18 protein-coding genes are annotated in these 16430 nt (G+C 58.7%); 12 read left to right on the forward strand and 6 right to left on the reverse strand.

The annotated features are described in order from the left end of the window. Nucleotides 1-16 precede the first annotated feature (16 nt). Nucleotides 17-823, forward strand: a complete 807-nt coding sequence (locus VF436_RS20960; protein WP_330906002.1) for a universal stress protein — start codon at nucleotides 17-19, stop codon at nucleotides 821-823. A gap of 62 nt (nucleotides 824-885) precedes the next feature. Here VF436_RS20960 and VF436_RS20965 read toward each other — a convergent pair whose 3' ends face one another. The 3 genes from VF436_RS20965 to VF436_RS20975 form a co-directional block, all read right to left on the reverse strand. Then, the gene (locus tag VF436_RS20965) at nucleotides 886-1323 is read right to left on the reverse strand and encodes a universal stress protein (RefSeq protein WP_330906003.1); all 438 of its coding nucleotides are present in this window, start codon (nucleotides 1321-1323) and stop codon (nucleotides 886-888) included. A gap of 170 nt (nucleotides 1324-1493) precedes the next feature. After that, nucleotides 1494-1949 (reverse strand): hypothetical protein, encoded by a 456-nt coding sequence (locus tag VF436_RS20970; RefSeq protein WP_330906004.1) that lies wholly within the window; start codon nucleotides 1947-1949, stop codon nucleotides 1494-1496. Nucleotides 1950-2112: 163 nt separating this feature from the next. Further along, a complete protein-coding gene (locus VF436_RS20975; protein WP_330906005.1) occupies nucleotides 2113-2928 on the reverse strand; it encodes a universal stress protein in 816 nt (271 codons plus the stop codon). A 980-nt stretch (nucleotides 2929-3908) separates the two neighbouring features. Between VF436_RS20975 and VF436_RS20980 the strand changes: the two genes are divergently transcribed. The 4 genes from VF436_RS20980 (at nucleotide 3909) to VF436_RS20995 (ending at nucleotide 7718) form a co-directional block, all read left to right on the forward strand. Further along, on the forward strand, nucleotides 3909-4301 hold the full coding sequence (locus VF436_RS20980) for a host attachment protein (RefSeq protein ID WP_330906006.1): 393 nt from the start codon (nucleotides 3909-3911) through the stop codon (nucleotides 4299-4301). 679 nt (nucleotides 4302-4980) lie between these two features. Beyond that, nucleotides 4981-5151, forward strand: coding sequence for a hypothetical protein (locus VF436_RS20985; RefSeq protein ID WP_330906007.1), 171 nt, complete (start codon nucleotides 4981-4983; stop codon nucleotides 5149-5151). A gap of 511 nt (nucleotides 5152-5662) precedes the next feature. Beyond that, nucleotides 5663-6250, forward strand: a complete 588-nt coding sequence (locus tag VF436_RS20990; RefSeq protein ID WP_330906008.1) for a hypothetical protein — start codon at nucleotides 5663-5665, stop codon at nucleotides 6248-6250. 121 nt (nucleotides 6251-6371) lie between these two features. Continuing rightward, nucleotides 6372-7718 carry a hypothetical protein gene (locus VF436_RS20995; protein WP_330906009.1) on the forward strand — a complete coding sequence of 449 codons (1347 nt, stop codon included), beginning with the start codon at nucleotides 6372-6374 and terminating at the stop codon, nucleotides 7716-7718. Between the two features lie 116 nt (nucleotides 7719-7834). Here VF436_RS20995 and VF436_RS21000 read toward each other — a convergent pair whose 3' ends face one another. Then, nucleotides 7835-8026, reverse strand: a complete 192-nt coding sequence (locus tag VF436_RS21000; RefSeq protein WP_330906010.1) for an antitoxin VbhA family protein — start codon at nucleotides 8024-8026, stop codon at nucleotides 7835-7837. Next, on the reverse strand, nucleotides 7998-8321 hold the full coding sequence (locus VF436_RS21005) for a hypothetical protein (RefSeq protein ID WP_330906011.1): 324 nt from the start codon (nucleotides 8319-8321) through the stop codon (nucleotides 7998-8000). Before VF436_RS21005 ends, VF436_RS21000 begins: the two co-directional genes overlap by 29 nt. Before the next feature lie 205 nt (nucleotides 8322-8526). Between VF436_RS21005 and VF436_RS21010 the strand changes: the two genes are divergently transcribed. The 4 genes from VF436_RS21010 to VF436_RS21780 all read left to right on the forward strand — a co-directional run bounded on the left by VF436_RS21010 (nucleotide 8527) and on the right by VF436_RS21780 (nucleotide 12758). Further along, nucleotides 8527-8784 carry a hypothetical protein gene (locus VF436_RS21010; protein WP_330906012.1) on the forward strand — a complete coding sequence of 86 codons (258 nt, stop codon included), beginning with the start codon at nucleotides 8527-8529 and terminating at the stop codon, nucleotides 8782-8784. 235 nt (nucleotides 8785-9019) lie between these two features. Further along, nucleotides 9020-10795, forward strand: a complete 1776-nt coding sequence (locus tag VF436_RS21015; protein ID WP_330906013.1) for a Mu transposase C-terminal domain-containing protein — start codon at nucleotides 9020-9022, stop codon at nucleotides 10793-10795. Next, nucleotides 10792-11688: a TniB family NTP-binding protein gene (locus VF436_RS21020; protein WP_330906014.1), complete on the forward strand. Its 897-nt coding sequence runs from the start codon at nucleotides 10792-10794 to the stop codon at nucleotides 11686-11688. The genes VF436_RS21015 and VF436_RS21020 overlap by 4 nt, the downstream gene beginning before the upstream one ends. Beyond that, nucleotides 11685-12758, forward strand: a complete 1074-nt coding sequence (locus VF436_RS21780; protein ID WP_414649893.1) for a TniQ family protein — start codon at nucleotides 11685-11687, stop codon at nucleotides 12756-12758. The genes VF436_RS21020 and VF436_RS21780 overlap by 4 nt, the downstream gene beginning before the upstream one ends. A 79-nt stretch (nucleotides 12759-12837) precedes the next feature. On the opposite strand, the gene VF436_RS21025 is transcribed toward VF436_RS21780, so the two are convergent. Continuing rightward, on the reverse strand, nucleotides 12838-13209 hold the full coding sequence (locus VF436_RS21025) for a hypothetical protein (RefSeq protein ID WP_330906015.1): 372 nt from the start codon (nucleotides 13207-13209) through the stop codon (nucleotides 12838-12840). A gap of 82 nt (nucleotides 13210-13291) precedes the next feature. Between VF436_RS21025 and VF436_RS21030 the strand changes: the two genes are divergently transcribed. The 3 genes from VF436_RS21030 to VF436_RS21040 all read left to right on the forward strand — a co-directional run. Next, nucleotides 13292-13516, forward strand: a complete 225-nt coding sequence (locus VF436_RS21030) for a helix-turn-helix transcriptional regulator (protein ID WP_330906016.1) — start codon at nucleotides 13292-13294, stop codon at nucleotides 13514-13516. Nucleotides 13517-13813: 297 nt separating this feature from the next. After that, nucleotides 13814-15466 carry a hypothetical protein gene (locus tag VF436_RS21035; RefSeq protein ID WP_330906017.1) on the forward strand — a complete coding sequence of 551 codons (1653 nt, stop codon included), beginning with the start codon at nucleotides 13814-13816 and terminating at the stop codon, nucleotides 15464-15466. Continuing rightward, nucleotides 15463-16430, forward strand: a 968-nt coding sequence (locus tag VF436_RS21040) for a hypothetical protein (protein ID WP_330906018.1), incomplete at its 3' end; no start/stop codon positions are given. The genes VF436_RS21035 and VF436_RS21040, both read left to right, overlap by 4 nt.

Genomic DNA, 16430 nt, shown 5'->3' on the forward strand with positions numbered 1-16430 from the left:
TTCGAGAGGTTTATTCATGTATGACCTGATCGTTCATGTCGAAGATATACGCGACGACGCGTCCGTCGTTCAACTCGGCTTGCCACTTGCGCATCGGCTGGGTGCGTACGCGACAGGGCTGCATGTGATCGATATCGTGCCCGCCTCGCTGGCACTCCCGGACGTGGCGGCGGTGCTGGCCCGGGTGGAAATCGAAGCCGAGCAGCGCACCGACTGGTGGATGGGACTATGCCGGCAACATCATGTAGATGGATGCTGGGAGGTCGCTCGTGGCCCCTATGCCAGCGCGCTGGCGCACCGTTCCTGCTTGGCCGACCTGACAATCAGCACGTTGCCCAGCCTGAATACCGGCTATTCGCTGGGGTTTGATTATCTGACACAGGTGCTCCTCTCCGGTGCGTCACCGATGCTGCTAATCCCGGCCGATTCGGTGCCAGTTCCGGATTATCGCCACATCATCGTGGCTTGGAACGGATCACTTGAAGCAGTGCGGGCGCTTCGTGCAGCCTTGCCGTTTTTGCGGCGCGCGACTGTGGTGACCGTGGTCGACGGTTCCACTGAACCGCTGCCAGGGCTGTCCCCAGCGCGGCTCCCTTTACGCGAGTGGCTGAAACGAGAAGGGGTCGACGCACTGATCATTCGAACGGTAGAAATGTCCAGGGAAACGATTGGACCGACATTGCTGGATGCCGCAGTCGATGCGCATGCCGATCTCCTCGTGATGGGGGCATGGGGACACTCACGCTTCAGTGAATGGATATTGGGAGGGTCGACGCGCTACATCCTGCAGCGCGCCACCTTGCCCGTGCTCATGGCGCATTGACGCACGTGTGTCGAGGGAGGAGGCGGCCGTGTTGCCTTGGCATGCGGCCGCCTTTTGACCGGTCAGCGGCACACCAGGACCGGAATATCCCCTTGCACGATGACATCGTGCGTCGCGCTACCTAACAACAACCGTTGGATACCCTGACGGCCATGGGATCCCATAACGATCAGGTCGCAGGCATGTTCCATGGCGACATCGAGAATACCTTGCGCCACGCGTTCGCGGCACAAGGCCAACCGTTGGCAGCCTCCCCCCGCTTGTGCCACGACCCTTGCGGCAGCATCGAGGTAGGTCTGCGCCTGACGCTCCGCTTCGATCGTGTAGTCGATATCCGCCGATGCCAGCATATCGGCCAGATAGGCATGGACGTGTAAGGGCAGCACAACATGCAGCACGGTGACCCGAGATTGGCACGCCGCCGCCACTTTGGCGCCGAGCGCGACAGCGCGAAGCGACAGTTCCGAGCCGTCGGTGGGAAGCAGGATATGTTTGAACATGAGATGCTCCAGAGAGGGAAAAAACTACATGTCCAGGACGGTGCGTCCATCGATGCGACCTGCTTGCATGTCTTAGAAGACCTGCTTGATGGGGCTGGCCAAACGTATGAACAATGGAGGTTTGCATGGTTTTACTGGTCACTGTTCGGCGTGGAAGGTTACCGATCACCCTAGTCGGGCGGTTTAACCGTGCCTTGATCCCGATCAAGCGGAGGCATGTTGTCCTGCGTTGATTTTTTTTTGCGATCTCGGGATGTCGCGGGGGACGTCATACGCACCGGGCGCACCACGGCGGACGCATGCTCGGCTTGGCACGAGGACGCTGTCGCTACGGCGCCCGCGATGGACTTCAACCCGGTCATCCAGCGATCGATCGCGGTATCCACTTGTGCACGGGTTTGCTGGAGGTACTGACCAATCCACGGGCACCACGCATCCATGGCCTGATCGATCAGGCTCAGACCCGATGTCAGAACGGTGGCTTCGGCGCTGTCCCGCGATACGGCGGCGGGGAGCCATGCTCGGCCCGACCCTGGCTGCAGGGTCTGCCACGCGCACCAGCCCAGGCCCGCATACATCTCCGGCGAGACCATGGCCCCGAACAGGTGGCGGTTCCACTCGGTCATGGCGTTGATGGTACATGCGCACGCATCCAGCCAAGGGCGTGCGGGCGCGGCGGCGGGTGTAAAGGGATCAAACGGCAGGACAAAACTACTCCATGCATCACTCATGGCATGTGCCTCCGCACATTAGGGTGAATCAGCTTCCATGATCGTCATTCATTGGGCCTCAATGAGATAGGAACAAAGGAAGCTCCGCGTGCTCGAGCAGTTCACGCGTCACACCGCCGAGCACCCATTCATGCAGGCGTGAATGGCCATATCCTCCGGCGACCAGGACACCGGCTTGCACGTGTGTGGCATGCACCATGAGTATCTCTGCGACCGGTGTGCCGTTCGAGCGTCGGGCGACCCAGGATGCCTGGATACCGTGCGCGGACAAGTGGCCCAATAAGGCCTCCATTTCTATGTGCATATCTTCGGGCGCATCGACGGTCACCACGTCGATGGTCTCTACGTGTTTCAGTAGCGGCAGGGCATCATGCAAGGCGCGTATAGACTCGCGCACGTTCTTCCAGGCGACCACGGCTCGCGACAAGTGTTCTGTCAATGCGGCGTGGCGCGGAATCACCAGCAAGGGACGCCCGCTGCGCAACAACAGAGGGACAAGATTTCGATGAAATCCGCTAGCATCGTCGTTGCCACGATCATGCGACGCCACCACGATAAGGTCGGCGCACGGGGCTTCGTGAACCACGGCACTCCAGGGCGAGACGTAGAGCGCATCTACCACGTCGATGGTTATCGACACCCCGTGGTGACTGAACTTCGTGCGCCACTTGGCAGCCATCGACTGTGCGGCGTGGCGGATCTGATCGTAGACCTCGCTCATGTCGTAGTCGGGCAGGATTGACCAGGCGTTATAGGCAGGGATCGGTAATTCCGCGATCTGCAGGCCGCGCACGCACGCCTGCATGGTTGTGGCCAGATCCATAGCCACGCGCAGGGTATCTTCATCGTCGACGTTGCCCATCAAAGGAACCATGATGTCTTTCCACATAACGCACCCCGCCCAGGAATAGATGATGGCTGCTTTACCTGCGACGCAGCGGCCGTATACCAAAAATATGCGCATATCGGGGTGAGACGTTGATGCACATCAAGTCCGGCGTGCATGCTGGGGAGTATTTCAGGGGCAATGCATTGAAGGCCGCTTTATGTACGCCATGACGCTTGAGCACTCCGTTAGGCCGCCGCGGTACCGGGCGATCTCGCTGCAGGCGACGCGCAAAGCCGGCCCGGCGGCGCGATCGGGTTTGTACGGGTTTGGTGCCTCAGCGCACATCGTTGCTCAGGTCGCCGCAATACGCGATCAGGAGGTTTTTCCCCTCACGCGCCCGCGTGCGATACGGCGGCCAGGCGTTTGCCCGCTCGTTGGGTGCGGTGTGGTCGGAGGTTCGGACAGGTCGCGCCGTGCGTGCTGGACGCAGCCATCCCTTTTGCCCCGGTGGGCATACTGGTCCCGATTGCTTTGCGTGCCGTGGCTAAAGGCGGGCGCGTCGGATGCGGTGGAATTCTTTGCTTCACCCTACCGACGCCGCGTGATGACCCGAACACGATGCTATCCGATGACCGAGGCTAATACGGCCCTCGACGACCTGCGCGCCAGGCGATTTGAAGGCGCTGCTTTCCTGACAGCGGTCTGACGCAGGTGACCTGTGCACAGTTGCATATGGTAGTCGCCCTGGCTAAAGCGGCCTTGATCGATATCAACACACCGCCTGGGGCAAGTCCAGACGATAGAGTCCGGCTTCTTGTGAAGCGATGTTGCCGCGTGTTGGGGGAAATTCATGGCGAGATCAGCGATAGGCGCGAGCGGAAGGCGGCGAGACGTGCGCATGATCGAAGACCGCATGCGCGTTGGAATAGCTCTGTCACCGATTGTGCGCCAGCCGAGCGTGGATGCGAACGGCAATACTGAAACAACCACTTTTCTGGGTGAATCTCATGACAACGACATGGGTAATGGTCGCCGATGCCAGTAATGCACGTATCTTTGCCACGGTCGAAGACGATGCCGGCCTGACTGAGGTGATTTACTTTTCTCGCCCACACGATAAGCATGGGACGAAAAAGAAATCCATGAATACGGACCGTATGCAGGATCAGGCGGTGGACTATTTCGCGGGGGTTATTGCGCACGCGCTGAGGGCGGGGCTGGAGAGCCGCCAGTTTGATCGCATCGTGCTGGTCGCCCCGCAGAATTTCCTTGATCGCCTGAATCTTCATCTCGATAGCAGGGTCTTCGATGTCGTCGTTGGCGAGGTGCCACACGATCTGGTCAATCTGTCGGCGAAGGCATTGCTGGAGCGATTGAATAGATCGCTTCCCGATCATGTTGTCATGGGCGGCAGCTGACTCATGATCGGCCTCGTGGCCGGATTTATCTTTGTTTCTTTCAGGTGACTACAGATGTGAACAAGTTCACATCGTTTCTCGGTAAGATTCAAGCCTTATTTGCTAGTGACCGAACAGGAAACTGGCTCATGCTTACTACCTCAATGGTACGATCAAGCTCAGTTTTCCATTGTTGTTGCTGGCAACATTTACCTTCATTTGGATAGCGCTGGCGATTGCGCCACTGGGTGATTGAGCGGAGCTTGGTTATTTTTGCTGTATGCGCACTCGTAGCGAGCTACCGTCGAATGCGTTTGTCTATGTTGCGGCTGAATGATGGTTCCAACATTGGATACGATCGCCGCACTGGCGACGGAAGCGGTTCTTACTGGACTCGATAGCGGCCATCCGAGTGGGCGCATATACGCGGTTCTTATCTTGAGTAGAAAACCCGGAGGGCAGGGCGCAGATCAAGGAGACCGTTTTATGCCGCGCGGAATCACCCAGGACCAAGTCAAAGCCGTCGCCGACGCAATCCTGGGCACCGGCGAGAATCCGACCCTGGGAAAAGTACGGGCCGCCTGGGCACTGGGTCACCGAACACCGTTACGCGGATACTGGACAAGCGAAGCAGTCAGCCGGGTGAACGGTTACACCAGCTCAGCGCACTGCGGGTCTACCGGCACCTGTGGGGTAGGCGATGACGAAGCTGTGGCAGTTGGCCACCGAACATGCCAGTCAGGCAATCGCCGGGCGCTTTGCCAAGGAGCAAGCCGAGCTGGACATTGACCGTGGAGCACTGGCTGTCGAGCGTGGCGATTGGACCGTCCGCGTTGACTCGAATGAGACCGCGCGCCAAGGATCTCGCTGAGCACGCCTGCGCCACAGCATTCAGGTGCAGTGCGACAGCTATCGGCGGACCTTACAGGCCTTCGAGTCCACTTGGCTGAGCAGCAGGCTGCGGCTACGAAACGCACCTGCCAGGAAGCGTATGTCCGCAATGCAGTGGCAGTAGCGTTTCGAGGCTGTACGCGGGTCAGGCAGCGGGTGACGACAAATGTCGCACCCCAGCTAACCATGTCACCTTGCTGCCATGCATAAATATGCATTCGTTTCAATAGCATGCATCATGCTCGAACCCCGGCCTGATGTTTCGCATGCAGAAGACGACGTGGTTACGCGGAATTTTTGAAGGAAGTGACATCGTTTGGTGGGGAAGAAACCCGAGCAAGCTGCCCGCTACCGCCAGGCAGGCCGGTATGTTGATCACCGTTACGCTGTTGATCGCGGGTCGTTAGTGATCGATACCGTACTAGCTCCCCTGTTCTCGGTGCATTCTTTGGCCCATTGGTCGTGTATCAGAAAAGTCGGGGAGGCGATTGATGACGTTCTCGGTGGATGTCTCTGCATGGCCGAAACAAGCCGCTCCACTGGTCGTGCCATGGCCCGATCCCTTGGGTCCTGCCCATTTTCATCCGTTTGATCATGCCGAGGCGTGGGCCGCATTCGTCCAGGGCTTCGATCTTGATGCAGCCATCCCGCAAACCGTTGCCTTGAAATACCTCCGGGCGCAAAAGCTTTACGCGTTTGCCTGGCTCGACTACGACTTGATCAAAGCGGGGGAGCTGGTCGCACTCAGTGCGCTCGAACGTGCACTGAAAGAGTGCTATGAAGGAAAGACAAGACAGTCGAGCCTGGCTGCATGGGTTGAATACATGGCCGAGCACGATGGCCTCACCGACGAGGTTCTCCCGATCGCACAGCGATCTGGCCAGCCCATCGTTCGATACCTCTATGAGACCGATCAGGCGATCAAGCAACGTAAGAAGGTCGGTGTGCCTGAACCGATGACGCTCGCGCGCATTCGAAACAGCTTGGCACACGGCGATCCTTTTGATGGGCTGATTTGGCCAGGACTGTTGGAAATCGTCCGCGACCTAATCCAGCATGCGTTTCGCGAGCGCCCCTGAGGTTGAGATCCCTGTCGTTTTTGCGTGCAATAATCAACACATGGGCTCAGGCACAGGCATGCACGCGAGCCGGTGAATTGCTATATCATGCAGTGGTCCATATCCATCCGCCTGGATGACCATGCCCGTCAACAAATCCGCGGGGCTTTTGCTTCATTTTGACGAAGATCGTCGAAGCGATCTTATTCGAGATAAGGCGGAAGGGGGTTACGCATCGTTTTCCGATGCGCTAAGTGCTCCGGACTGGGAGCTTGGTAAATTAAACGTCGCTCTGCTCAGCTTTACTGAGTCGACCATTGACTACATAGCGTTGGCGAAGAAAGGCAAGCGCGTTGTCACGTCTAAGAGCCGCATCGATTTCTATGGACTTGTCAGTCTTAATGCTATTCCCCTGCGTGCAGTTGAGTCGCGGCTCAATGAAAGGCTTAAGCATCACTTCATGAAAGTATCGCAAGGCACTGGCGGCGTAATTCCACCCGCTACCTGGGCCGCCCTTGTATTGGCAGTTAAAGCCGAGCGGCCCGACTTGGCGGGGGACATCGACCGAATTTTGTCTCTTCAGCGATATTCAGGTTACCACCTGAACGGTGGGTCGGCAGACATTCTTCTTCAAGAGCGCGAGGCTCTTGGAATCGCCTTGCAAATATTTGCTGGAGGCAATCATTTTCGCGATCAAGTGTTGAGCGAGTGGGCTCCTTACGATGACAGTGTAATTAATGTAAACGAAAGCGATACAACGGCGACTCTAGGCAACCTCGGCGCAGGGCGTTCTTCATTTATGAAGGGGATTCCGCAGCGCTATATACAAGAAGAGTCTGCAATCCAGCACGATCTATTTAACTGGGCGGGCATGACGCCGCAGCACGAAGCGGGCGTGTCGGTGTTTGAACAAGGACGCAGAAGGCTTGAAGTTCATTACGCCAACAGGAATGCGCTCGAGCACACGCTAGGTGTAGACCTGATCTATTATAATGAGGAGTTTCAACTCTTCGCGTTGGTTCAGTATAAACTAATGCGTGAAGAGGGGGATGTTTTTTTATATCGCCCGGATAACCAGCTCGTTAATGAGTTAACACGCATGGACCAGGTGCTTAACTCCGTTCGAAGTACCGCAGCGATTCATTCTCATGAGGAATTTCGTCTCAACGACGATGGATTCATGCTGAAGTTAGTTCCGGCAACTGGTCTTAGACCGGCTTCCGGCGAGCTTATTAAGGGAATGTACATCCCTCGGGAGTATATGCATTTCTTGATAGGAACCAATGGCCCCAAAGGCCCTAATGGCGGATCTCAAATAACATTTGAAAACGCTCCACGTTACCTAACTAACTCGCAGTTTGCGCAATGCATTCACGATGGATGGATTGGTACTAGGGGCGTTCAAAGCGGTGCGCTGGCCTCGATGCTCCAACAGTTTTATGAGTCAGGGCGGGCCATTTTGGTGGCTTACGAATCAAAGCTCTCCTAATTATCGCAATAAGCGCCATAGAGCTAACCGCACACTTCAATGCACTGGTGCTTAGTACATTGATCGATGAATAGGTGTGGAGTGCCTACTGCGCCGGGAAAGTCCACCCACCATGATTAATGAGGTGGATCGTTAGTAGGATCCACCAACTCGGCCAGGGTGATATCCCCGTCAATGTAAAGGCGCACACGCTCTTCCATTGCCCGACTCGGCTTGAAGCCCTCAAGGCCAGCGTTGGCACGGGCACCATCGGCATGCTCCTTGCGACGGGCACGCTCTTCAGGCGTGATCTTGCGATGGGTCGGCATGGCGATGGCCTGAAAATCTGATGCGGTCGACTTCGCCGGCGATAAAACGTCGAGCGAGGTCTTCCGACTCCTTGCTCGGCACGAAGCCTTCCGACGACAGATGCATACGCGCTTGCGTCACAGCATCTAGACGGCTGTCGGTCGTGGCGCCTGCGGGCGCGGTCGCTCTGCTAGGGATGGTGACAAACGCTCCCTGCAACTCGCCACTCATCGCCGCAAGGAACCTCTTGCGCCCCGCCTCTCGAGACGATTCGCGGGGTTCCAGGGCGATTTCCACGGTGCGTGTTTCGATCATCGAGAGGAGCCTCTCAGTCGCGCCCAAGTTCCTGTTCAGAGGAACAATTTATGGCCGTCTCGGCATCGTCTGATGTGATATAAATATATCACAATTCAGTGACTTGCGTTACTTTTGTGGTTGCCAGCACTGTACGCCTATGCAACGCTTCTCGCATAGGGTGAGCTATTCAAGCTCAGTCCCAGCCGTTACCGGAGTTGCGCGTATGGGGCAGATCAAGCATCGATCCTCGGATATTGACAGGTATCTGCCCGGCTCCCCGCTGATGACGTCCCCGGAGACGGCGAAGGCTCTTGGGTTCAAGACGGCCTCAGCACTGACCAAGGCCCGTCAGGCTGGCCGTCTTCCTGTTCCGATGTTCACTCTTCCAGGCCGCCGTGGATGGTTTGCCTCCACAGAGCGCGTCCGCGCATGGCTGGAGAGCACCCTGCAACCCCGCAAGGAGGATTCCGGCATGACGTAGAAGCCCGAGTGATGTCAGGGCTTTGTTGAAAAGAGAAAGCCCCGCACGGCAATGCGGGGCTCTCTAGTTGCAGCGGTTTTGTAGGTTCCGTGCGCAGCTATCTTCAAAGCTCCTCTTATCCATGTCAATGCCTCATGCGCTGTTTTCCGCGCGTGACGGGCGGACATGTTCATAACGCCCTCCGCCGCTCGGCAGGGCACTGGTTCCGTGCGTCCACGGAACATGGGAGATAGCTATGCAAACGCAACTGACCGTCGGCAGCCGGTGGCTGTGCGAAAACCGAATCGTCGAGATTGATGGGCCCATCTCGCTGCACCAAGTCCAGGTACGCGATGCCGGGACCGGCAATCTGCTTCCCGTCGCGATCGAGACGTTGCAACCGATCCCCTCCTCGCAGCGAAATGCTGAGCCTTCTGCCGTGCCGCAAGCTCAGTGGGACGGCGCGCTGACTCTAGCCAAGGGCTTCGAGCCTTACGTGATTGGCCCCTTGCCGCTCCAGGTTGCACGTAAGCTGGCTCAGCAATTCGATCTCAGTGTCAGGCAAATACGGCGCTGGATGGCCCGTTATCGCAAATGCCAACAGACGACCGCACTCGTGCCACGTCATGGAGGCCGCCCGCGGGGGCTGCGGCTGCTGGATCCTCAGGTCGAACAATTGATCCAGCACGTCATCTCGAAGCACTATGCTCGCCGGGAGGCCGCGTCTCAGTCCGAAGTGTGTGAGCGGGTCCGCCTGATGTGCCAGCGGCTGCACTTGTCGCCGCCAGATCCGAAGACCATTGTCTCGCGCATCCGCGCCGAAGACAGCTTTCATCTTGCGCTCAAGCGCCAAGGGTCAAAAGCAGCTCGCCAGCGATTTGAGCCTCGTCCCGGGAAGCTCACGTCTGAGCGTGCCCTAGGACTGATCCAGATCGATCACACTCGTGTCGACGTCACTTTGGTGGCCGACGACGACCCATCCCGCGTGATCGACCGCCCTTGGTTGACACTAGCGATTGACGTCGCGACGCGAGCGGTTGTGGGCTATTACTTGAGTATGGACGCGCCTTCGGCAATCTCGGTGGCCATGTGCGTCGCGCATGTGATGTTGCCCAAGGCAGAGAATGACATCCAGCCCGGCCTTTGGCTGATGTACGGCAAGCCGCTGCGCATCCTCGTCGACAACGGCAAGGATCTTCGTAGTTTCGCGTTTCAGCGCGGCTGCGAGCAGCACGGCATTGTGCTCGAGTGGCGCCCGGTTGCCGAGCCGCATTACGGCGCGCACATTGAACGGTTGATGGGCACCTTCATGCGAAGAGTGCATACGCTGCCGGGCACCACCTTCAGCAATGTGAAGCAGCGAGGCGACTATCCCAGCGAGCGCAAGGCGTGTCTGACGCTGGCTGATTTTCGGGCCTGGCTCATAGAGCAGATTTGCCATGGCTACCACGTCCGCCATCACCGCGGATTGGGCATGCCACCGCTGTTGGCGTGGGAGCGGTCCTTCCAGGATGAAAGTGGCCGCTACGTGCTACCTGCAGCGCCGATCGAGCATTCGACACTGCGCCGCGACTTCTATCCGTTCGTCCAGCGCCGATTGCAGCGAACTGGGGTGCAATTCGCGCAGTCGCGCTATTGGAACCCTGCGTTAGCCCCTCTGATCCGCCCCAAACGGATGGTCAAGGTTCACTACCACCCGGAGAACCTTGCATGCGTCTGGGTGCGGGCAGACGACGATATCCTGATCGAAGCCACAGTCGTTGCAGGTGTCGCTTTGGGTGAAGCGAAGCGGGCAAAACTGGATGATTCGGAGCAGGCGCGACTGGACGCCATCAAACTGCTTGGCTACGACCGAGGCGATGCGGTAAAGACCGGGGCGGAGCGCAGAAAGCGGCAACACGGCCGGTCGCAGGTCACTTCTTCAGTCGGCAAACAAAAGCGTCAGAGGAGGGTGCCTGCGTCGGGTTTGACACACGCACAACCGCCTGTGCCGCTGAGCCGTGCCTCCGTTCATGCGGAGGTGGTGGAATGATGAGCAGCGCCTACCCCCACCTGACTGAAGCAACTGCGAAGCTTCTTGAGTTGCCGACCCGCGAACGTATTCGTTCCATTTTCGTCGATCGCTTTGTCTACCATGAGCAGGCCACCGACCTGATCAAACATTGCGAGTTCATAATGTACAGGCCGCGTGGCATACGTCCCACCGGCATCCTGGTCTTCGGGGCCAGTAACGCGGGTAAGACTGCTCTGGCATCGGCCCTCATGCGGCGATGCAAGATCCGAGAAGCCACGCCCGAGCACCCAGCCAGCAAGCCCGTAGCGCATTTCTCCATGAGCGACGCGCGAGAAGCGAAGGAGATCTTCACGCGCTTTCTGAAGTCGCTGGATGCACCGCAGATGCCGTCGATGACGGGTAGCCAGCGTCGCCTCAGGGCATTGAGGTTAGCCGAAGAGGCCGATCTTCGATTGTTGATTATCGATGAGATTCAGGACGTCTTGAGCTCGACGCCGCGTCAGCAGGCGCTGGCCCTACTGGCCATCAAAGACATCATGAACTCGCTGAAGATACCCGTGCTGGCCCTTGGCACGGAGGACGCACGCAACGCGTTAGAAGCCGATCAGCACCTCAAGGGGCGATTCCAGTTCCGTGAATTACCGTCGTGGCGCTGCGACGACTATCTGCGCCACTTTCTCGAAGCCTACGAGTCCACGCTTCCGCTCAAGAAGCGATCCAACCTGGGGTCGCTACGCATGATGAAAGTCATCGTCAAAGAGTCGGAAGGCGTGCTCGGTGTCATTGTTGAACGCCTTCAGCGCGCTGCTGCGCTAGCCATCGAAGAGGGGCAAGAGCAAATCACCGCGGAGCTGTTCGAACGCGCACGATTTGAGATTCCTGGGACGGATCTGTCAGGGGAGGCCGCATGAGCAGGAAGCATCCACCCTCAACCGCGCCTGTTGACCGTCCGACCTCAATCGGCCGAGGGCGAGCCAGAACGACAGAGCATAATATCGAGCCACTTCCGGAATCGCGGGCATTCACCGACCGATGGTGGCTGGCCGCCCCAGGACATGACGAGTCACTGCGCTCTCTCGTTGAACGAGCGGATCGTCTGTACGGCAAGCCGCCGCCGGAGGGCTACGCCTGGCAGAGTCGGCCCTACGGGGAAGGGGCACAGCATCTCGATGCGCCAACGAGTCGCGAGCTGGCACGTCTGGCGCACATGCTGGGCACCAGTCCGCGTCACCTTCGCACACATTGTTTGGAGGATGGCCCCCACCTCTTGGAAGTGAGTGAGCGACGCGCGTACTGCCCCCAGTGCTTACAAGAGGACAGCGCGGCCGGACGCCCTCGGATCTTTCGACGCGCCTGGGCGAGGGTATTGATCGTGAGCTGTTCTGAACACGGCACGCCGCTCCAATGGGCGGAGCCGCGTTTGGCGGCGGAGGTGAACTTCGCTCTCGGACCATCACAGCCCGAGCTCGCCGAGGAGGACTGGGAGGTGCTCCGGTTGATCGATACATTTGCGCACACACTGGAGGCTTGCCTGTGGGGCAACGCAACATGGCCTGCAGAATGGCGTGGAAATCCCCACGCGGCGAGAGCGCTGCTTATCCGATGCCTGAGCAACCTCTCCTCGCGCCGCGCCGCGCCACCAGTTGCTCAGCTATGGGTGCGTTCCTCACTTATCCCCGTAATCAGCGTTCCATTGCGCAATGTGCCGCCGCTCCACGGGGTTCCGTGGAAAGTTGTGCAACGTGTAGGGAGACCAGCATGGAGGCGTGCTGCGCTTTGGCTGGTCGCTGCGCAGGTGATTCCCGAGCTTCCTGAGTGGTGTCGGCCCGAAACCATCCCAACGGCGTACTTCGCGGAAACAGACGAATGGTGGGGAAATTTCCGCCCATCGCCGCACACACAAAAGCTGCGGCAGGTTTATTCGTCACTTCGACGCCTCTGCGCACCGTTTCCAATCGATCAAGCGCAGAGTCCGCCATGAGGGAGCCCCTCGGATACGAGGCCATCACGCGGAACGAATCCACGCCTGCCGCCTGCCGCCTGCCTCGGTGGTGAAAGTGTCACGAGGTCCGGTCACGGTTCTTTGGGCGGCCCTCCTCGGTCGCGCGGAAAGCCTGGAACGCGGGGAGGTGATAGCGAATGAAGTCCGACATCGAACCTCGGAAGGTATTAGCTTCCGAGGGGAGATCAATGCCCAGCGCCGTGCTTATCCGAGCGGCAAGAGCACGTTGACGTTCAGTCGGTGGAAGTAGGTCGCGGTCTACCAGCTGGTAGATCGCGGCGGTGAACCAGCCAGCAACCTCCCACAGAAAGCGCGACTGGCCGCCGGAATCAAGATGTCGTCCCAGTTGAACGCGGAACGCCTCCTCCAGCATCCACGGGATATGGAGGTCTAAGGAAGCATCGGTCTCCGGGTCATGGATGCGCAACATGGCGTCTGCCCGCTTTGATACTTATAAGTAGTCTATCTTTATGGTAGTAGAGTAGAAAGTAGCGCCGACCTAGCGTGTCGGCATGTCCACACCCACCTCCCTGGCGGTCAAGCTTGGCCAATCTCTGCGCGCTCAGCGTCGCGCTATCGGGCTTAGCCAAGACGATTTTGCGGACCGGATCCATATGCACCGGGCCTACTACTCAGCGATTGAGCGGGGCGAAAAGAACATCACGCTGACCACGCTCCAGCGCGTGGCTCAAGGGTTTGGCGTCAGCATGAGCAGCTTGCTGAAGGGCCTCGACTGAGCTGCAGCTCAAGACAGCTTCTTGAGGGAGCATAGCTAGTGCGGTCGCTGGTGCCTCCTGATGGCGCAGGGAGCCAATGAGGCTGCTTTCAGCGCGCCCAAGCGCTGCTGCTTGACTACTCGCACATTCTGCATGTAGGTCCAGCCCGGCAGTGACTCCGCCAGGTCTGCTTCACCGAGCACTTCGCACAGTTGTTCCAGCCTGCCAGCATAAGAGAGAGCAGGGCACCGGCACATTCCTAACAATTTGGTGGATGAAACTCATAGGCAAAGAGGGCCATGGAGATCGAACTCACTCGTGAGGAAATCATTCGGCTATTCGCGTCGGGGGATCTGCTGCGAAGCCCTGTGTGTCGAACTGCACAATGAGGGAACCATCGATCTTTTGGCGCTTACCAGTCCGGAGCAGCTCGGGGCCTTCGAGAAATCGTCCTTTTTCGGCGCGGTACTGGCGATTCGTCGACTCATCCCGCATTTGACGAGTGATGCCACCGCGATGATGCAATCAGTGGAGCGGCTCGTCGCTCCCGCGGGTCAAGATTTGGCCGCTAATCTTCCCAATGGGGAGCTAATCGAGTGGTTCGCACGCCACCCGGATGAAGCTCAGTCCGTCGTGATCTGCGCGCGACAAGGCGAGCCGTTGTCGATCCGACATGCCGCCTTCGCTCTGCAAGCTCTCCGCGTGCCTGAGCAAGCACGATCGATGGCCCACGACTACGTAGATGAGCGGCGGTTGGCTGCCATTACGGCATTGGCGCGCATGGAGGACATTGATCCGGTCGGCTACGCAAAGTCCTGCACGCTGTTTGGCGAGCTCTTGGAACCCGCCAACGATGATGCATTGCAGGCCCACATTCTCGCGGCGGCGAGTTGGATATTTGACAAGTGTGACCTCGCACAGAAAAGCGTGGCGGCGGACGTCATCCGTCGCGCTTCCAGCGGCGGCGGGACGAACACACGATGGTCCGCCGCATGCTCGTTGCAGCGACACCGCGCGCTTGTGCAGTCGACGGCCCTCCACCCCCTGATCGACCTGCTTTCCGGAACGGCCGCAGAGGAGCTCTCGACGGTAGAAATGATCGATGGGGCGACACATGCCTTAGTTCATGCCGGCAAGATTCAGGAAGCCGTGCAATTGGTCACGACCCTGATTGTCGATAGCGCCGGGGGGGGCCTCACGCTGGAGCGGTTTCCCTGCTTCGTTTCAGTAGTTTCAACGTCAGGTGAGGCACTCGCACGAACTATCCTGACCTGCTTGGTGTCTGGGGAGCCGTCGCTTTGTCGTTGCCTTTCGGAGCTCTTCCATCACTCTAATGAGTTCTCGGGGCCGGTGATCACTGCGCCGCCCGATGCACTTCCAATCACCGACGGCGACTGCGTATTTGTAGCTCGTAAGGCGGTGGGCTGGCTGATCCTGAAGCCGGTGACGGCCGCCTCGATCCTGGTTGCGCTGATGCGGGCCTGCGGAGAGGCAGCCGCCGATGCCATCGCGGATTTGCTGGCTCGGATGCTGCTCGCGAACTATGGAAGTGTCCACACTTACTTGGTAACACTCCGCGAGGACCCGGCGCTGGGTCAACGGATTGCCGGCATGGTGGCTGCGAATGCGGCATATCTCCAAGGGCTTCAGTCCGTGCCCGATCTCCCCGAACTGCGACCGTCGGAATTCCAACTTCGCGTCCAACATGAGCGACAGACGCTTCGCGCACGCGAGACCGGCAAGGCGGCGCGTAAGCAGTCAGTGTTCCTGTCGATGGTCAAGCACTCGAGGATCCTCCATGGTGCGGGGACGCTAACGACGGTGTTTGGCCTCGGCGGGGCGAAGCAACGTGTCGATACGCCCTTTCATACCACAGGATTTTCCATCGAGTTGCCGCGCCTGGAGTCCGCCGACCCGATCGGGTTCGATATGGCGCTGATGACCTGTCGCCTGGAGCGGCGAACCCCATGAAGGCCTTAATCCGCGATTACCTGGGTTCGCTCCGTGAGCGAGATGAGCTGGATGCCATCCTGCCGGACTTGCTGTCGGAGCTGGGGTTCACGGTTATCTCGAGGCCACAGCGTGGAACAACACAGCGGGGCGTCGACATTGCGGCGATCGGCCCGGGCGAAGACGCCACACGGAAGCTTTATCTCTTCTGTGTGAAGCCAGGGGATCTCACTCGACAAGACTGGAATGGCACCGACCAGGCCGTGCGTCCATCCATGGATGAGATCGTTGACGCCTACTTGCCTCACCGTGTACCAAAGGCCTATCAGGGCTTGCCAGTGGTCATTTGCTTGGCCATCGGTGGCGTGATCAAGGAGCAGGTGCAGGAGTTATGGAGCGGCTACACGACGAGTCGCTCCACCGACAAGGTGAGCTACGCCTGCTGGAACGGCGACCAGTTGGCGGACTTGTTGTTACAAGGAATTTTGCGGGAAGAGCTCCTGCCGAAGCCAATGCGCAGCAGCTTTCAAAAAGCGGTAGCCATGGTAGACACGCCCGACGTTTCGTTCGCCCATTTCGCCCACTTGACGGCGCAATTGCACAAGAGCGGGCAGTTGAGCCACAAGGCACGCGTGCGTGCCGCACGGCAGATCAATATATGTCTGTGGATCCTCTACGTATGGGCACGCGACGTGGAGAACGTGGAGGCGCCTTGTCGTGCCAGTGAGCAGGCGCTCCTCACCGTGTGGGAGCTCATCAAGCCCTTGATTGGCAAACGCAGCGCCGAAGCCAAGAAGATGTTCCAGGCGTTGTCACAGATCATTCAATTGCACATCCACATCCTGAAGCAATACATCGACGAACGGATTGCGCCGCACGCAGGGGTCGAACACGGGCTGACGATGGCGGTCGGATCGAAAGAAGCCATCGACATCAACCTGGCCTTGTTCAATGTGCTGGGGCGGTTGTCGATGTTGGGAATCTG

Origin of the sequence: Dyella sp. (genome assembly GCF_036384435.1) — a bacterium.
Lineage (GTDB): Bacteria > Pseudomonadota > Gammaproteobacteria > Xanthomonadales > Rhodanobacteraceae > GSA-30.